Source organism: Streptomyces sp. NPDC053560, assembly GCF_044544605.1.
Lineage (GTDB): Bacteria > Actinomycetota > Actinomycetes > Streptomycetales > Streptomycetaceae > Streptomyces.
In genome coordinates this window covers 19,623-35,423 of sequence record NZ_JBITXI010000024.1, presented here as the reverse complement: position 1 = coordinate 35,423, position 15,801 = coordinate 19,623, and the positions used below count along the sequence as shown (strand labels likewise).

Genomic DNA, 15,801 nt, shown 5'->3' with positions numbered 1-15,801 from the left:
CGGAGAAATTGCAGTCTTGTTATCCGTCCTCAGCAACATGAATATGGGAGAGAGAGCCAGGGCGGCGCCGACTGGGGGGGGTGTGCGCTGGAGGAGGACCCCTCCCCCGGCGCAGCAGGCCCAGCCGCACCGGGTCGGACTTCGCTTCCTCAGCCCTCTACGTACTCCAAGGCGCGTGCCAGGCTCCGGGCAGGGTCGCCGGCGCGGCCCTGGTCGAAGGCCTGCTCATAGTGGTGGTCGCCTGCCGCCGCGCGGGCTGCGCGTTCGCATTCGTCGCGCATCGCGCCCAGTTCCGGCATGCCGCGCTGCGGATGGCCGGTGGATCGCCAGTACGCCTCGCCCGTGCCGGAGACGAACGCCGCCTCTTCCCCCCTCGCCTGCGCGGCCAAGGCAGCGGCGAGCAGATCCAGGCCCAGCGCCACGCCGAAGCTGTCGCCGAGGCCCCGCTTGCCGACCAGCATCGCTCTGGCGTGGCCGGCCGCCTCTCCGGGCTCGCCCTGGAGCAGGGCGATGAGGGCAAGCTGGTAACTCAGGTAGGCGCGCGTCCAGAACTCCCCCTCTTCCACGCAGCGTTGCCGCAAGGAATGGGCCAGGTCCTGTGCTGCTGCGAGTTCACCCATGCTGGTCAGGGCGAAGACCGACACCAGGCGGCAGCGAAACCAGGCCCCCGAGGACGCCTCGCAATCCGCCCCGCCCGATGCCCGGCCCGTTGCCCCGTCCGCGAGCACCGCCGCGTCTCCGGGGCGGCCGGTGAGCAGTGCGAGCAATCCGGCGAGGTAGGCGGCGTCCAGGCGGTCTTCCTCACGGCCGTGCTGGGAGGCATGGGCTGTGCAGCGTGCACTGACCCGCTCCGCTTCCTCGTACTCCCCCTGCAGGGTGAGCGCCACGCCCAAGGACCACAGGGCGCTCGCGTGGTGCGGGGCCGGCGTCACGCAGCGGGCCAGTACCTGTTCGAGGTAGGTGCGCGCGCTGTGCAGATGTCCGCAGCACACCCAGAAGAAACCCACCGAGCCGATCAGCTCGACCGCACGGTCAGGATCGGTGGCCAGCAGGTGTTCCATGGCCGCGCACAGGTCGCTGTGCGACTCGGCGAGGCGGGCGTACCAGTACAGCTGGCGGGCGCTGAACCAGTCGGCGCGGGCCTGCCCGGCCAGGCGCAGGCACCATCGGGCGTGGCGGTCGGCCGCCGCACCTTCCTCGCCCAGTTCGTGCAGCCAGGCGGCGCCGTACTCCCGGATCGTCTCCAGCATGCGGTAACGGTCGCCGCTGCGCTGCACCACCGACTGCTCCGCCAGTGCCTGCAGGGCTGCGGCGATGTGCTGCTCCCCCAGCGGCCCCGCCGCGCAGACCCCGATCGCTGCCGCCAGGTCAAAGCTCTCGCGGAAGACCGACAGGCGAGCCCACAGCAGGCGCTCCAAGGGCCGGCACAGTTCTTGGCTCCATCCCACCGTCGTCCGCAGCGCCTGCTGACGTAGCGGCCATGCGTGTTCACTGCTCTCCAGCGTCTCGAAGCGGGAGGCCAGCCTGGTCCTCACGCCGTCCAGGCCGTGCTGGGGCACCTGCGCCGCGGCCAGTTCCAGGGCCAGGGGGATGCCTTCCAGGCGGTGGCAGATACCCAGGGCAGCCGCCTCCTCTGCCGGGTCCAGCGAGCATCGGCCGCCCGTCATCCGGTCGGCGAACAGCTGCAGGGACTCGGAACCGTCGGCCGCAAAGGGCTCCAGCGGCAGCACTTCCTCCGCCCTCATACGCATGGCCTGTCTGCTGGTGGCCAGGACGGTGAGGTCACAGACGGTGGTGAGCAGATCCGCGACAAGTTCGGTGCACGCGCCGATGAGGTGCTCGCAGCCGTCCAGCACCAGCAGGAGGCGCTTGCCGGCCAGCCATTCGCACAGCGAGTCGATCGGCATACGGGGAGTGTGGTCGGACAGGTCCACGGCGTCCGCGACGACATTGACCAGGAGCCGGTCCGTCTGCAGCATCGACAGATCCGCCCACCACACTCCGTCGGGGAATTCCTCGGCCACCTGCTGGGCCACGCGCAGCGCCAACCGCGATTTGCCCACACCCCCCATCCCCGTGATCGTGGTCAGCCTCCCGGCCCTGACCAGGTCCCGCGCAAGGGCCAACTCCTTGTCACGGCCGACGAAACTGCTGTGCTCCTCGGGCAGGAATCCGTGCATCCGCACAGTCTGCCCCCACACCTCCCCACCCCCACGCACCACCTCCGACCCCCAGCCCGGCCACGGTCCAGCAACGGCCGGCGCACGCCTACGACAACGACCACGACCTCACCATCACCTCCACCCCGCCCTGCGTGCCTCACCGCCCCGATGTTCCCTGCACGCCAGACCGCCCCCGGCTTCCCTCCAAAGAACTACGCCCACACCCAGTCCGCAACCTCACACCATCCACCGACCGCGGGCCGGGGCGGACAAGGACGACCGCCCCGGCGGGAGTTCAGTACTGTGCGGTAGGAACCGCGGGAGTCAGTACTACGCGGTAAGCACCGAGGCCAGGTGCCGTGGGTCTTCGGGGCCCAGGTGAGGGGCGTGCAGGGAACACACGTCAAAGCGGTTGCCGGGGGTCGCCTCATCCGCTTCGGCGATCATGCGGTCCTGCAGGGCGAGAGGGATGGCCCGGTCTTGGGTGTAGCGGACGTAGGTGCGCGGGATCCGGCCCCAGGCCGCCCGGTGGCCGCGGGCGTCGTCGGTGGAGACCGCGGCCGCCTCATCCGGCTCGAAGGTATTCAACGCAGCCAAGAAGGCCGCGTCACTGTAGTCGGCGGCCAGCGCTGCCTTGGCCGCGGCGAGGAATTCGGGATCGGCCGAGCGCCAGTTGGTACGGCTGATGCCCCAGCCTTCGGGCACCTTCACACTGGGAATGCCAGGCAGCAGTGTCGAGGCGCCCTCGGGCGTCAGATAGCAGTCCAGAACGCTGCGCAGTCGGACACAGCAGAACGCCGAGAGATACACCAGACGCTCGATCAGTTCGGGCACCCGGTTCGCCACCTGGGTGATCGTGGCGCCGCCCATGCTGTGCCCCACGAGGATGACGGGTCCGTTGCGGGCCGCGCGACGGACCACGCGGACGACGTGCCGGGCGTTGTCGGCCAGCGTTGTGGCGGACAGCACCGTCGAGGGAGCCGTGGCGAACCCTGCCAGGTCCTGTGGCGCCTGGTAGGAGGGCGGGAAGTTGCCGTCCGGACCGTGACCGGGCAGGTCAACCGCCATCGCACGATGGCCGTCCGCGGCCAGGGCGGTGATCAGGGGAGCAAACGAGGCGGCGTTGCCGTTCGCGCCGTGCACCATCACGAACGTCGGCTGCCCCCGGTCGCGCCCACCGGCCGCGGCGGGAGTGGCACGAGCGCCCACCGCCCGAGCCTCCAAGGTGCCCGAGGCGCCAGATGCACCCGCCGCCAGAGCCCCCGCCCCACCCGCGCCGGCCAGCACTGCCGCTCGCAGCACAGCGCGCCGACCAGGCCGATAGGAGAAGCACCGACGCTTGAGCCAGTCCACGCGGTGCTGGCTCTTCGCAGACTCAGACACCGGCCCGCCTCCGTACCCCGTACCGAGCCGCCGCGCAGAGCAGCAGGGCGAGACCGACAGCCCCGAGCGCAATATCGGTCCACTGCGGTAGCCCGGCCGCACGCAGCAGACCCGCCACCCCGAAGCTGGTACCCCACCGCGCTTCGGTTACGGCCGACCCGAAACCCTGCACCGACAACAGCGCGCCCAGCGCCCAAAGGCCGTTCTGGAACGCGGAGTTCGATCGCTTACTTGACATGCGTTCTTCCCCCTTACGGTGGCTCACCACCGGCCGATACAAACGTATCGGTAACGTACCACAGAGCCGATACGCATGTATCGATTAGACTCCCTGCATGCCACACGCGCACCACGACAGCCGACGCCGCCAGATCGCCCGCGCGGTCTTCGACCTGATCAGCGAACGCGGCATGGAGGGCGCCACCCTGCGCGAGGCCGCCACCCGAGCCGGCGTCTCTCTGGGCGCCGTCCAGCGCTGCTTCTCCACCAAGGAGGAGATGGTCGTATTCGTCATGGACCACATGAACCGCCAGGTCAGTCAGCGCATACGCGCCGCACTGCCGGACCCCGCCGACCCCGAGGCGGCCATGGAGACGCTCGAGCACACCCTCGCCGGAATCCTGGCCCTCGACGCACCGAGCCAAGCCGAAACCCGAGTCTGGCTGGCGTTCACCGCGCAGGCGGTCCACCACCCCCAACTGGCCGCCCTTCACCGCGAGCAGTACGCCGCCCTGACCGACCTCCTCACCCTCCTCCTCCGCACCGCCCACGACCGAGGCCAGGCCCGCCCCGACCTCGACATCGACGCCGAGGCGGATGCACTGCTCACCCTCACCGATGGACTCAACGTCCAGCTCCTCCTCGGACACCACACTCCCGATACCGCCCGCACCGCGCTCACCAGGCGAATCAACACCCTCCGGCCCCGCTGACAAGACCAATAAGCGATCCCGCTGGACCGTAGTATTGGTGAAGTTTCCCCATGTGGGGGCGGGGCGGACGTGGGAGTCAGCGTTGGGCCCACTCGTTGGTCCCCGCACGCCGTGGTCTTGGCCTTACCTGCGAGTGAAGACCAACGCACCAATAGCACTTGAGGTCGATCCCGCCGCGTTCCTTGTTCATCAGCGCGAATACCGTTGGCATGCAGCCGCCGGCCGATTCGCCGGTGACGGCCGACACGCGAGGCGTCCAGGCCGTGTTCGGCGCCGAGCCGTGCCGCGCGCCCCACTGCCCCACGGCGTAGATCTGTTCCACCTGGGTGGGGTACTTCGTCTCCGGCGGCGGATCGTACACGCGCCCGGGCCGTGCCCCACTGCCCGGCGTCCCCGTCCGGGGCGCGTAACCGGCAGCGGGCGTGTGCCCTCCCCTCTCACTGGGGCCGGCGGACGCGGGACCGGTACCTGCCGGCAGCTCCCCCTGGCCCCACCGTCCTGTCACCTCCGGATACCGCAACCTGCGACGGGACTCCCGCCGACACCGGTGCCGGTACGGGCACGGGCACGGGCACGGGCCGGTGGGTTGCTACGTACCGGCCCGTGCGGCGATCAAGCGGCCCGGCTGGCGACCGCGCTCTCCCGGGAGGTGGGCAGCCAAGCGCGGTAGCGGCGCAGTGCCCGGCGCTCCTGGAGTTGCTCGCACAGCAGGGCGCGCGCGGGGTGCGTACCGGGCTGCGGCTGGTTGCCGCGAGCGATACGACGCAGTTGGTGTCGGACCTGTGCCATGCCGGCGGCCGAAGCCAGCGCCTTGTGGGACCAGGTCACCGGCCGCAGTCGCCGGTCGGCCTCGTGGCCCTGCCGCCATCGGTCGGACAGGTCGGGGGTGACGGCGAGGGCGGTTCCCACCCCGATGAGCGCCACGCCGCTGTCGAGGACCTCCTCGGCGGTGGCGCGCCGGGTAATGCCGCGGCCAGGGCGTTGGTGGCGAGGAGGCAACGACTTGCCGCTAAGGCCGCTCGACACCTAAACGGGATCCGGTCCAGCGCTACGCGGCTTCCCGCCCATCCGCGGCGGATTGTCGCGAAGCACCGCGTCCGGTCACGCGACCAGGCGCAACCAGGCCGCCGCGAGTGCGGCGTGACCGGCCGGCGTCGGGTGTACGCCGTCCGCGGACCAGTACTCCGGCCCAGTCTTCGCGGCGAGCTCGGCGAACATGGTGTCGGCGTCGAGTGGTGGTCCATCCACCGGTAGGCCATCTCGGTGGGCTTGGAGACGAGGCCGGCCAGGCCCGGGAGTTCGCCGTTGCCGTGATCGCCGACCTGAACGAGCAGCGACTTGGGCCCCGTCAGGTGGGTGAAGAGGTCGACGACGGCCGGCACCGAGAAGATCGTCTCGTGCCAGGCGGTGGTCAGCAGGATCGGTGTCGCGGCGTCGTTGTACGCGTTCAGGTAGTGCTTGGGCGGCCGTACCCGGGCGGACTCCCTGACCTCATCGTCGATGGGGTTGCTGCGAATCTTCTGAATGATCTCGCGGAACTCCTTCGAGCACCGGTCCTCGCCGAAGAGCTGCACGAGCGCCTCGAAGGCCTTGAGGTGGCGGGTGCCGTTCTCGTAGAGCGAGGCGAAGACGTCTCGCAGGCGCTGGTGCCCGCGACGGCCTTGATCCGCGGATCCCTCGCGGCCGCCAGCAGGCTCGTCCCGGCGCCCGATATTGATCAGCGGAGCGGGCAGGACGATCGCCGGGCAGGTCTGCCCGGGGGCGAGGTTACGCGGGATACTCAGCCCCGCGTCGAGCACCGTCCCGTCCGATAAGGTGATCGAGACCTCCGCGTACTGGGCGATCTCCGCGTAGACCTCGTAGGTCTCGGCCCGGCCCTACTGGTTTCGGCGGCCGATCCGGCGCGGGGACGGGTCCACCAGCGCCTCGCGGATCGACTCCAGCCTGGCGAGCTCATCGGGGCTGAGCGTGAACGGGTTCTCCGGGTTATCGTCAACTGACATGGCTGTGCCTGCCTTTTCGTGGCGATGGTTCTGACGAAGTGTTGAAGCCATGCTCTCTTCGCCGAAATCCCCCAGGGGACGTTCCACACTCGAACGGCGGACGATGCCCCCTAACCCCCTCCACGCGGAAGGGACCGGATTTCGCGCCCACGTGCCTCTGCCGTATGCGGGATCATGCAGCATGCGCCCGAATGGCTGGTACCTCACCGCAGACGTCGACGAATTCCTCGCCCGAGCCGGTGGCTTCCTGCGCTCGCGGCCCGGCCTGCACGTCATGCAGCTGACGTGGGCCGAGCGAGTGCGAACGCGTGGAGCGGAGTCATTCGGCACCGAAGCGCCCGTCGACGACTCCGTCGATGTCCCCGTCTTCGGCCTGCTGGAGCAAGCAGGCGAGGTCTGCGCCACCTTCTACCGCCTGCCGCCCCGCGCGCTGGGCCTCTCCCCGCTCACGCCCGAGCAGGCCAATTCCCTCGCCGCTCATCTGGACGCCCTCGGCCACTCCCTCACCCGTGTCAGTGCGGACCACAGCACAGCCACCGCATTCGCCGAGGCCTGGCAGCGGCACACCGGGGCGATGCCGAAGCTCCGCGACACGCGGCTCCGTCTGTACCGCCTCGGCACGCTCACGCCACCGGAGCCGATGCCGGCGGGCCGGGGCCGCGTCCTGGGCGAGCAGGATCTCGAGCAAGCGATGTTCTGGTGCGGCGAGTTCGCCAAAGCCGTCGGGGAGCCGGTCACCATAGACGCCGATTCCTGGGCCGAGACGCGCTTCGCCGACAAGCGCTACACGCTTTGGGAGGCCCCGGAGGGCACCCCCGTCTCCATCGCGGGAATGAACCCGATGATCGGCGGCCAGGTGCAGGTGGACATCGTCTATACCCCGGCCCACCTGCGCGGTCGCCGCTATGCGGGGGCCGTGACGGCGGAGGTGAGCCGGGCCGCGGTGGCCGCCGGCGCGAGCGACGTCGTCCTGTTCGCGGACCTGTCCAACCCCGCCAGCAACGCCCTCTACCAGCGCCTCGGCTACCGCACACTCACCGACTGGGCGGTGTACGACTTCTCGACCAGCTAGTGGCAGCGGTGCGTCGGCCCCCGTCCCCGACCCCGGCCCTGCTTAGACCCAGCGCTTCACGAAATCGATCGCCGCCGAGTTGACCTCCTCGGGGTGCGAGGCGCTCAGGAAGTGCTGCCCGCCCTCGACGACTTCCAGACACGCCTCGGGGGAACGGGTGAACATCCGGATCTCCTCCTGGGCGTTCGCCACGGAGTACACCTGGTCCGCGGTGCCGTGCAGCCACAAAATGGGGCTGCGGACCTCGTCCAGCCTGCCGTGGAGCCCGTCGCGGTCCCGCAAGTTCACAGTGCTGAGGCGCAGACGGTGACGGCCCGCGTCGCCGGCGTAGTTCGCACGGTAGGTGGTGAGCCAGAACTCGCGTTCCTCGGCCGAGACGCCGCCCATTGCCGTGTCGAAGACGGCGTCCACGACCTCGTCCGGCACCACCCAGTCCTCGCCGACCGGGTCGGCGAGGGCGTCGACGAGCGGCGTGTTGAACCCGACTCCGTCCCAGCACCCCAGATCGCGGCTGCGCGGACTCTCGAAGTCCATCGACGTACCGAGCGTGATGAGCCCCTTCACGGTGTCCGGGGCGAGCAGCGCCATGCGTGCCGCCACCCAGCCGCCCTGCGAAGTCCCCAGTACGAAGGCCTCGGGAATCCTGAGGGCCGCGAGCGCCTGCAGGTGGGCGATTGCGCTGTCCCAGTAGGTGAAATGGGGGTACGAAGCCCTCGTACGGCCGTGCCCGTAGGGCTCCAGGGCGAGCAGGTTGACCGCGGACCCGAGCGCCGGGTCGGCGAACTGCGGCCGGTACAGCTCGGCCGAGGTGGTGTACGAGTTGATCAGTACCAGCGTCGGGAGCGCGGGATCGTACGGCCTGCCGAAGGTGTACCCGATGGTCGACCCGCCGAGGTGCGGGATCTCGACGGTCTGCTCGGTCTTCCTCACGGATCGCTCCTCCATCTGCACGTCTGACTGCACATCTGGCTGGACGTCTGGCTGGACATCGATCGGCCCGGGCCCGCCGCCTTGTGTTGATCTGCGCGCGTAAAGACTCTGGAGACTGACGGGCGGGTGGCCGACGGGCGCTCTTGCCCGAACACACCCTCAGGCCCACTACATTCCTATCGCCTCAACGGCTCAGCTGCGGCGTCCTCCCCCGCCCGGATTTCGGCCGCCGTCCCCGGAGGTCGCGCACCCGGGGCACGGCCCGGCGCCAGGCTGGAGATGCCGGTGCTCGTTCGCGAGGTCGGCCACCTGGGCCATCGAGGGTTCCTCGGTAGAACCGCCGAATCCGTAGCGGCCGTAGAAGGCGAGCAGGTCGGCGTCGGCACGCTCCACCGCCTGCTGTGTCCTGCTGTATGCCACCGAAGCCAGGTTCCTGACATCGATGCGGATGAGCCGGTCCCCGTCGGGTGGCGGCCGGCCGACCCGCTCGCCCCACCGGAGGAAGATCTTCTTCACCGGGCCGTCCTCCACCAACCCGCCCAGATACTCCTTGACGATCTGCACGGCCTCGTTGTCTCCCAGGTCGAGGAGGTCGAAGGTGCGGGTGATTGCCAATGCGGCGAGCTCGGCGAATCGGTCGGCCTGTGTCTCCCGTTCTGCGGCGCGCTGTTGACTCTCGTCGAGCTGCGCCAGCTGGCCCGCGACGTTCTCGCCCTCCGGCGTGTCCGCGGACTGCGTCCGGCTCGTGTCGTCGAGGTCGTCCGGCGTGTCCGCGGACTGCGTCGGGCTCGTGTCGTCGAGGTCGAGCGTAGCGGCCTGGAACCGGCCGACCTGCCGCGCGGTCGCCAAAGCCGTCTCGTTCACGGGCTCTCCGGGGCGCGAAGGAGCAACCCGGTTCACGGCTACCACCACAGCCCTCAGGCGGGCAGCGACCCGGGGATGCGTGGTGACGTACCGGTGGATCTCCTCGTACGCGTCAGCAGCACCCTCGGCGAACTGCTGACGCTGCACCTCGAGCGCGTACCTGTGCGCCACCGGCTTCTTCCACGTCCCCTCGGAGACCGGAGCCAGTACGACGGCGAACAGCAGGACGACCATGATTCCGATGTTGATCCCGCCGAGAGCGCGCCGACCGAAGTTGAGAAAGGCACCCAGCGGCAATCGGGCTTCGCTGAAGCGGGCCGGACGCAGGCGCTGGAGCCGCTGCCTGACCCGCGCAACACGGTCGGGCCAGCGCAACAGGGCGAAGCTGCCGAGAGCCAGCACGGTGTAGGCCAGCAGCCAGTACAGCCAGTGCACCTCGGTCAGCCCCTGAACGCGTTCCAGCACGCCGCGTACCACCGCGACTTGGGCCGGTGAGAATGACAGCACGTTGGCCAGCCACACCACGAGCAACGCAAGCAACAGGCCGAGTTGCAGGGAGAGGACGAGGTCGGCCGCCGCCTGCACCGTCAGCCGCGTCGAGTCCTTCATTTTCCGCCAGCCGCGCCAGGACAGCCAGCTCGCCAGCGGGAAGAACAGCCCGGCGGCCGGGCCTGTGGTCAGTACGTCGCCGCTGACGAGTTGCTGGGCGGCAAGGGCGAACAGCGCTGCTCCGGGGAGATCGGGAAGGTGGCGCACTGCCCAGCGCTCGGATTCGCTGCACCGCTTCACCGCGAGCAGCAGAGTCCAGCCGCCGAAGAAGAGCAGCGTCACCAACGGGATCAGCCGGGCGGGAAACTCACGGAGCAGGAAGAAGCTGAGCGTCAGCACCGGGCCGCCGGCACCGAGTACGAGGGCGGCTGCCGCAGCGTACCGGCGACGCCGTGTGCAGCGGATCAGCACTCCGAGGAACATCTTGCCCGCCACTGGCGGCGCAGCCGCGAGGGCCAGCCCGAAAACCGCGCCGATGACTCCTCCCAGCACTGCTGCGAGGACGGCCAGCAGGAGGTCCCCCACACCGTCGACCTCGTTCCGCGTGGCCAGTCGCCACGCCGCCCAGGCCGCCAGTCCGAAGGTGACATACAGCCCCACCAGCGCGGTGGTGTCGCTCTCCTCCTCGTCATTGGCGGGAGTCGGTGCGGCCGGTGCGCCGCGCTCGTGCAGCCGGCGGGCGACGTCCAGGAAGACCTCGACGTTGGGTATTCGGTAGAGAGGCCTTACGCACAGCGGCGGGAAGCCATTCCCTCGCGGGGCCACGGCGAGACCGCCCTCGTCCGTGAGCGCGACCGAACCGACATCCTCCCAGGAAGTGAAGTGTTCCTGGCCGCGGCCGTACCTGGGCCGTACGGCCAACCCGTCCTGCCGCAGCACGAGATCCCCGAAAGCGACTGCGCCGCCGCTCAGGATCGTCGCGACAGCCGATCGCCCCTGGGCCTCCCGGACCCCCTGCCGGATCGCGGAACCCCACTCCCCCTCCTCAGGGAACCGGGCACCCCTGATCACCGTCCGGGTACGCACTCCTCGGATCTTTTCCCCGAACAGCAACGGCGGGCGGTCCACCGCTCCTATCGTGATGACCGTCCCCTGGGAATCGGCCAGCTTGTAGCGGTTCCAGCCATCGATGAAGAGCAGTGTCGACGACCACGGATAGACCACCTCCGAGCCGTCCGCCGTGACCGCGACCAGGCCGTGCTCGTATAGCTGGATTTCCCTTGCGCGCTTTCGGTACCACAGCACCCTCACAGCGGACAGCGCCAGCACCACCAGGCCGACCATCACCGCGACTGTGACGGCGTGCGCCAGGCCAAGGATTCCACCGAGCACCGACACCAGCAGGAGCACCAGAGCCGTCAGGGGAAGCAAGGACAGTAGCTGGAGCGCCTGTCGGGCAGGTCCCACGCGCGGCGGGCAGTAGGTACGGCGATGCTGCCCCAGCTCCGGGCGCTCCGCACTCCCCTGTGCACCCACCAGCCCACCCACCCCAGCGCGCGATCAGCACAACACCCTTGGCAAAGAGTCATGTTGACCTCTGCGGCACGGTAGCAGCCCGAGCACCGCCTTCGCCCCCCCTTCTCCCCCCAACCTCAGCAGTGAACACACATCAACCGCACTGGCGACGCGTAGGGGCCCCGCTCCCGCCCCCTGCCAGCCGTCATGAATTCCCGGAGGAGACGTCCCGAGGTCGGGGCATCAAGGCGGCCTCTGCGATCTGCTGGGCGGCCTGAGCGGGTGTGAGGTGCGTGGTGTCGACGACCTCGGCCTCGGCGTGCAGCCATGTGCGAGCCGCCTCGGCGTAGGGCTCGAGGTACTTGAGGCGGAACGGGGAGGGGCCAAGGACAGTGTCCCCCTCGATGCGCCTGCGGAGGGTGTCCTGGTCGGCGTGGAGAACGAAGTGTTGCACCGGAATGGCATGGTGGGCGAGGCCCGTGCTGATCTCGCGCCAGTACTGCTCGACCAGGACCGTCATGGGCATCACCAGAGTGCCGCCGGCGTAGTCGAGTACGCGGCGGGCGGTTTCGACGACGAGTGGCCGCCACGGCGGCCAGTGCTGGAAGTTGTCCGTAGCGGGCAGCCCCGGCGTGATGTCCATGAGCGCCTCACCGACCTTCTCGGCGTCGAACACCCGTGACTCCGGGATGAGTTGCTGCACGAGCACGCTGGTCGTCGTCTTGCCTGCACCGTGAGTGCCATTGAGCCATACGATCATGAGACCTGACGCTAGCGCCGGACAGGGCCACAGGAATGTGCGTAGCGGAAATGCAGTGCAGCTTCGGCGTGTCGATGACCTTTCGCCTGGACGGGGGCTCCCCGGCCTTCTGGCCCCGGACGGTGGGATTCCCGGCCCGCGCGAGGGGCTGGGTTGTGCCACTCGCGCGGGGGCCGTTTTTCAGGCCGTAACCGTCTTCCGCAGCGCAGCCAGGCCGTCGCTGTAGATGCCGTGGAAGAGCGCTACGGCCTCGTCGTCACTGACTCCGGCCGGGGTGAAGCTGCCCGGCCACTCCACCCGCGATCCGGCGCCGCCGGGAAGCTCGTGCACCGTGAGGGTGGAGAGGTAGTCGGTGACGGGGAAGGGGGCTTGCTGGATGGAGTAGGAGTAGGTGCGCGCAGCGTCGTCGAAGGCCTGGAGGCGTTCCACAATCGTCCCGCCGTCCTCGTTGGTCAGGCTGCGGACGCGTCCGCCTTCGCTGAGTTCGCTGGTACGGATGTAGGGCAGCCAGTCGGGGAGGGAGTCGAAGCCGCCGATGAGCTGCCAGGTGCGGTCCGCGGGCCACGGAACTTCGATCGATGTGGTCGTGGTGGCCATCTGTATCTCCTGCAGTGGTGGGTCAGGTGCGGTGGCGGGCCTGCGCTGTGGGGTCAGGCGGACGGTACGGGGGCGTCCGGCTGGATCAGCCGCTCGGTGCGCAGGTCCGCCCAGAAGGCCGCCGGTACAGTCTCGTTGAGTGCCGTAACGTCCTCGGCGATGCGGCTGGGGCGGGTGGCGCCGGGGATGGCGGCCGCGGTGGCGGGGTGGGCCAGGGCGAACTGCAGTGCTGCGGCCTTGATGCTCACGCCGTGCCGGGCGGCGAGGGCCTTGATGCGCTCGACCTTCTCGATGATGGCGGGCGGCGCCTGCTGGTACTCGAAGTGCTGTCCGCCGGCCAGAATGCCGGAGCTGTAGGGCCCGCCGACGACGATGTCGACGTTCTGCTCGGTGGCGGCCGGCAGCAGCCGCTGCAGGGCGCGCTCGTGGTCGAGCAGGGTGTACCGGCCGGCCAGGAGGAAGGCGTCGGGCTGGGGCTCGTCGAGGTCGAGGGTGAGTTCCAGCGGCTCGACGCGATTGACACCGAGGCCCCAGGCCTTGATCACACCCTCCTCGCGGAGCCTTTGCAGGACGCGGAAGGCGCCGGTGCGGGCGGACTCGTAGGCTGCCACCCACTCGTCGCCGTAGAAGTCCTGCGCGACGTCGTGCACCCAGACGATGTCCAGACGGTCGGTGCCCAGGCGCTTGAGGCTGTCCTCGATGGAGCGCTTCGTGGCGTCGGCGGAGTAGTCGTTGAGGATCTTGTTCGGGCGGCCGTGCTCGAAGATGCCGCCCTTCTCGCCGAGGTCGCGGTGGGCCGGGTCCTCGACCTCATCGAGGATGACCCTGCCGACCTTGGTGCTCAGGACGTACTCGTCGCGGGGCTTGCCGGCCAGTACCTCGCCCAGCCGGATCTCCGACAGCCCGGCGCCGTAGAAGGGGGCGGTGTCGTAGTAGCGGATGCCCTGGTCCCAGGCGGCCTGGACGGTGGCGGCGGCCTCCTCGTCGGGGATGGCGCGGAACATGTTGCCCAGCGGAGCGGTCCCGAAGCCGAGCCGCCCCGGCAGCAGCGAGCTGATACCCATGGAACTGATTCCCATCTGTCACTCAGAGTGACGTGAGGTCGGAAATGCGCAGGATATGCACCCGTTTGCGCACTCATTTCTCTTACCTGTTCGACGGTATGGTCGATGCTTGAGACTGTCCAAGACATGCTTGGACATACTTGAGCCCCCAGGGGTCTTAAGGGACAGAGGTCTGGTACGAGACACAGGCCTGCACGAGGCAGAGGTCTCACGAGAGGCCGTACGAAAGGTCTTCCATGCTGGATCTACGTCAGCTCCGGTACTTCGTGGCCGTCGCCGAGACGGAGCACGTGGGCCGGGCCGCCGAGAAGCTGCACATCTCCCAGTCACCACTCAGCCGGCAGATCGCCCAGCTGGAGAAGGATCTGGGCCTGCTCCTCTTCGAGCGCAGCCAGCAGCGCATCCGGCTCACCGCCGACGGCCGGACCTTCCTCTCCGAGACCCAGGCCCTGCTGCGGCACGCGGACCGGCTGGAGAATCTGGGCCGCCGACTCGGCCGCGGCGAAGAAGGCGGTTTGTGCGTGGGCTATCTCGGCGACGCCATGCACTCCGGAGCGTTGCCCCGGGCGCTGCGGGATCTGCACGAAGCGCGTCCCGGGATCCACGTGGCCCTCTACAACCTGCCGCCCGCCGAGCAGTTCGAGGGCCTGCGGCAGCGCAGCCTGGACATCGCCCTCGTCCCCGAGCCGCCGCCACAGGACGACCCCGATCTGCGCGGAGCACTGCTGCTGGAGGACCCGCTGCTGCTGGCGGTACCGGAACAACACCCGCTCGCCGCACGGGCGGAGGTCCGCCCGGAGGATCTGGACGGCCGTCCGTGGGTGGCGGTGGAGGACAGCCAGGACCCTGCCTGGCGCGACGCCTTCATGGCCTCCTGCGCGGCATCCGGCTTCCGGCCCGACATCCGGTTCGAAGCCACGGAACCACTTACCGCCACCGGACTCGTCGCCTCCGGCCTCGGTCTGGCCCTCGTACAGCGGAGCATGGTCCGGGCCGCCCAGAACGTGGTCGTACGGGAGCTGCCGTGGCTCGATGAGACGGTGCGGCTGTGGGCGGCCTGGCACCGGGTCGACCTGCGGCCGGTGGTCGCCGCGTTCCGGTCGATCGTCCTTGCGCCGGTGGCAGCGAGCGTCGCCTCCTCTCCCGGCTAGCCTCCGCCCCGGCGCGGTGCGTCGGCGTCCCCCGACCCGGCGCACCGCGCCGGTGCCCCCACCCCGACGCACCGCGCCGGTGTGACCCAGGTAACGGACAGGTTCAGACAGGTACGCCTAGGCTGTGGACATGTCCGAACAGGCACGCAAGCATCAGCGCGTAGCGCGCATCCTGAGCCGGGAGATCCGGGCCGGTACCCGGCGGCCCGGCAGCCGGTTGCCCGGGGAGCACGCACTGACCCGGCAGTTCTCCGTCAGCCGGGCCACCGTGCGCGAGGCGCTGCGCCTCCTCGCCGAGGACGGGCTGATCACGACCCACCCCGGGGTCGGGTCGATCGTCACTTTCGAGGGCAGCGTGCTGGACCACCGGCACGGTTGGTCCCAGGCGCTGACCGAGCACGGCACGGCCGTGGAAACCACCGTGCTGAACCTGGAGATCGTCCAGGACCCGGACCTCGCCGCCGAACTGAGCCTGGAACGCACGGAGTTCCTTGCCGTGGACCGCGTCCGCACCCTCGCTGATGGCACCCGCATCTCGCTGGAACGGAGCCGGGTGCCGTTCCAGGAAGAGCTGGCGGAGGTACCGGCACGCGGCCTGGTCGACGGCTCGCTGACCGCTACGCTCGCCTCGGTCGGGATGGTGGTGGCGTCGGGCGAGCAGCGTGCGACCGCCGTACCGCTGAACGACATCGACGCGGTACTGCTGATGCGCACGGCCGGTACCTCCTTCCTCCGTGTGACGCGCATCGGCCGCTCCCCCGCGGGCGCGCCGATCGAGCACGTGGTCAGCCTGCTGGATCCGGAACGGTTCGAGCTGCGCACCCACTTCGGAGAGCCGGGCTGATGACGGGCACCGATATGACCGCATCGCCGCCGCTA

At 69.6% G+C, this 15,801-nt stretch carries 17 protein-coding genes; 5 read left to right on the top strand and 12 right to left on the bottom strand.

What is annotated here, in order from left to right:
• Window positions 1–149 precede the first annotated feature (149 nt).
• The 3 genes from ACIGQF_RS37305 to ACIGQF_RS37295 all read right to left on the bottom strand — a co-directional run bounded on the left by ACIGQF_RS37305 (window position 150) and on the right by ACIGQF_RS37295 (window position 3,783).
• Window positions 150–2,180 (bottom strand): ATP-binding protein, encoded by a 2,031-nt coding sequence (locus tag ACIGQF_RS37305; protein ID WP_399720156.1) that lies wholly within the window; start codon window positions 2,178–2,180, stop codon window positions 150–152.
• A 312-nt stretch (window positions 2,181–2,492) separates the two neighbouring features.
• Window positions 2,493–3,371 carry an alpha/beta fold hydrolase gene (locus tag ACIGQF_RS37300; RefSeq protein WP_399720153.1) on the bottom strand — a complete coding sequence of 293 codons (879 nt, stop codon included), beginning with the start codon at window positions 3,369–3,371 and terminating at the stop codon, window positions 2,493–2,495.
• A 166-nt stretch (window positions 3,372–3,537) separates the two neighbouring features.
• Window positions 3,538–3,783, bottom strand: a complete 246-nt coding sequence (locus ACIGQF_RS37295; protein ID WP_399720150.1) for a hypothetical protein — start codon at window positions 3,781–3,783, stop codon at window positions 3,538–3,540.
• 97 nt (window positions 3,784–3,880) lie between these two features.
• On the opposite strand from ACIGQF_RS37295, the gene ACIGQF_RS37290 reads away from it, so the two are divergent.
• Window positions 3,881–4,477 carry a TetR/AcrR family transcriptional regulator gene (locus tag ACIGQF_RS37290; protein ID WP_399720148.1) on the top strand — a complete coding sequence of 199 codons (597 nt, stop codon included), beginning with the start codon at window positions 3,881–3,883 and terminating at the stop codon, window positions 4,475–4,477.
• Window positions 4,478–4,553: 76 nt separating this feature from the next.
• On the opposite strand, the gene ACIGQF_RS37285 is transcribed toward ACIGQF_RS37290, so the two are convergent.
• From ACIGQF_RS37285 to ACIGQF_RS37275, 3 genes are all read right to left on the bottom strand, one after another.
• Window positions 4,554–4,838, bottom strand: coding sequence for an alpha/beta hydrolase fold domain-containing protein (locus ACIGQF_RS37285; RefSeq protein ID WP_399720145.1), 285 nt, complete (start codon window positions 4,836–4,838; stop codon window positions 4,554–4,556).
• Between the two features lie 251 nt (window positions 4,839–5,089).
• Window positions 5,090–5,503 (bottom strand): hypothetical protein, encoded by a 414-nt coding sequence (locus tag ACIGQF_RS37280; protein ID WP_399720142.1) that lies wholly within the window; start codon window positions 5,501–5,503, stop codon window positions 5,090–5,092.
• 75 nt (window positions 5,504–5,578) lie between these two features.
• Window positions 5,579–5,725 carry a hypothetical protein gene (locus tag ACIGQF_RS37275; RefSeq protein ID WP_399720139.1) on the bottom strand — a complete coding sequence of 49 codons (147 nt, stop codon included), beginning with the start codon at window positions 5,723–5,725 and terminating at the stop codon, window positions 5,579–5,581.
• A gap of 62 nt (window positions 5,726–5,787) precedes the next feature.
• Here ACIGQF_RS37275 and ACIGQF_RS37270 point away from each other — a divergent pair, with 62 nt between their 5' ends.
• Window positions 5,788–6,291, top strand: coding sequence for a hypothetical protein (locus tag ACIGQF_RS37270; RefSeq protein ID WP_399720136.1), 504 nt, complete (start codon window positions 5,788–5,790; stop codon window positions 6,289–6,291).
• A gap of 63 nt (window positions 6,292–6,354) precedes the next feature.
• Here the strand turns inward: ACIGQF_RS37270 and ACIGQF_RS37265 are convergent, their stop codons facing one another.
• Complete coding sequence (locus ACIGQF_RS37265; protein ID WP_399720134.1) at window positions 6,355–6,480, bottom strand: hypothetical protein; 126 nt, start codon at window positions 6,478–6,480, stop codon at window positions 6,355–6,357.
• 181 nt (window positions 6,481–6,661) lie between these two features.
• On the opposite strand from ACIGQF_RS37265, the gene ACIGQF_RS37260 reads away from it, so the two are divergent.
• Window positions 6,662–7,552, top strand: coding sequence for a GNAT family N-acetyltransferase (locus ACIGQF_RS37260; RefSeq protein WP_399720131.1), 891 nt, complete (start codon window positions 6,662–6,664; stop codon window positions 7,550–7,552).
• A gap of 42 nt (window positions 7,553–7,594) precedes the next feature.
• Here the strand turns inward: ACIGQF_RS37260 and ACIGQF_RS37255 are convergent, their stop codons facing one another.
• The 5 genes from ACIGQF_RS37255 to ACIGQF_RS37235 all read right to left on the bottom strand — a co-directional run bounded on the left by ACIGQF_RS37255 (window position 7,595) and on the right by ACIGQF_RS37235 (window position 13,771).
• The gene (locus tag ACIGQF_RS37255) at window positions 7,595–8,482 is read right to left on the bottom strand and encodes an alpha/beta fold hydrolase (protein WP_399720128.1); all 888 of its coding nucleotides are present in this window, start codon (window positions 8,480–8,482) and stop codon (window positions 7,595–7,597) included.
• Between the two features lie 192 nt (window positions 8,483–8,674).
• Entirely contained in the window at window positions 8,675–11,245 is a 2,571-nt protein-coding gene (locus tag ACIGQF_RS37250; protein WP_399720126.1) for a hypothetical protein, read from the bottom strand.
• Between the two features lie 310 nt (window positions 11,246–11,555).
• Window positions 11,556–12,110 (bottom strand): ATP-binding protein, encoded by a 555-nt coding sequence (locus ACIGQF_RS37245; RefSeq protein WP_399720124.1) that lies wholly within the window; start codon window positions 12,108–12,110, stop codon window positions 11,556–11,558.
• Between the two features lie 180 nt (window positions 12,111–12,290).
• Entirely contained in the window at window positions 12,291–12,707 is a 417-nt protein-coding gene (locus tag ACIGQF_RS37240; protein ID WP_399720121.1) for an SRPBCC family protein, read from the bottom strand.
• A gap of 53 nt (window positions 12,708–12,760) precedes the next feature.
• On the bottom strand, window positions 12,761–13,771 hold the full coding sequence (locus ACIGQF_RS37235; protein WP_399720116.1) for an aldo/keto reductase: 1,011 nt from the start codon (window positions 13,769–13,771) through the stop codon (window positions 12,761–12,763).
• Window positions 13,772–14,007: 236 nt separating this feature from the next.
• Here ACIGQF_RS37235 and ACIGQF_RS37230 point away from each other — a divergent pair, with 236 nt between their 5' ends.
• On the top strand, window positions 14,008–14,922 hold the full coding sequence (locus ACIGQF_RS37230; protein ID WP_399720114.1) for a LysR substrate-binding domain-containing protein: 915 nt from the start codon (window positions 14,008–14,010) through the stop codon (window positions 14,920–14,922).
• 130 nt (window positions 14,923–15,052) lie between these two features.
• Window positions 15,053–15,766, top strand: a complete 714-nt coding sequence (locus ACIGQF_RS37225; protein ID WP_399720112.1) for a GntR family transcriptional regulator — start codon at window positions 15,053–15,055, stop codon at window positions 15,764–15,766.
• Window positions 15,767–15,801: the final 35 nt, after the last annotated feature.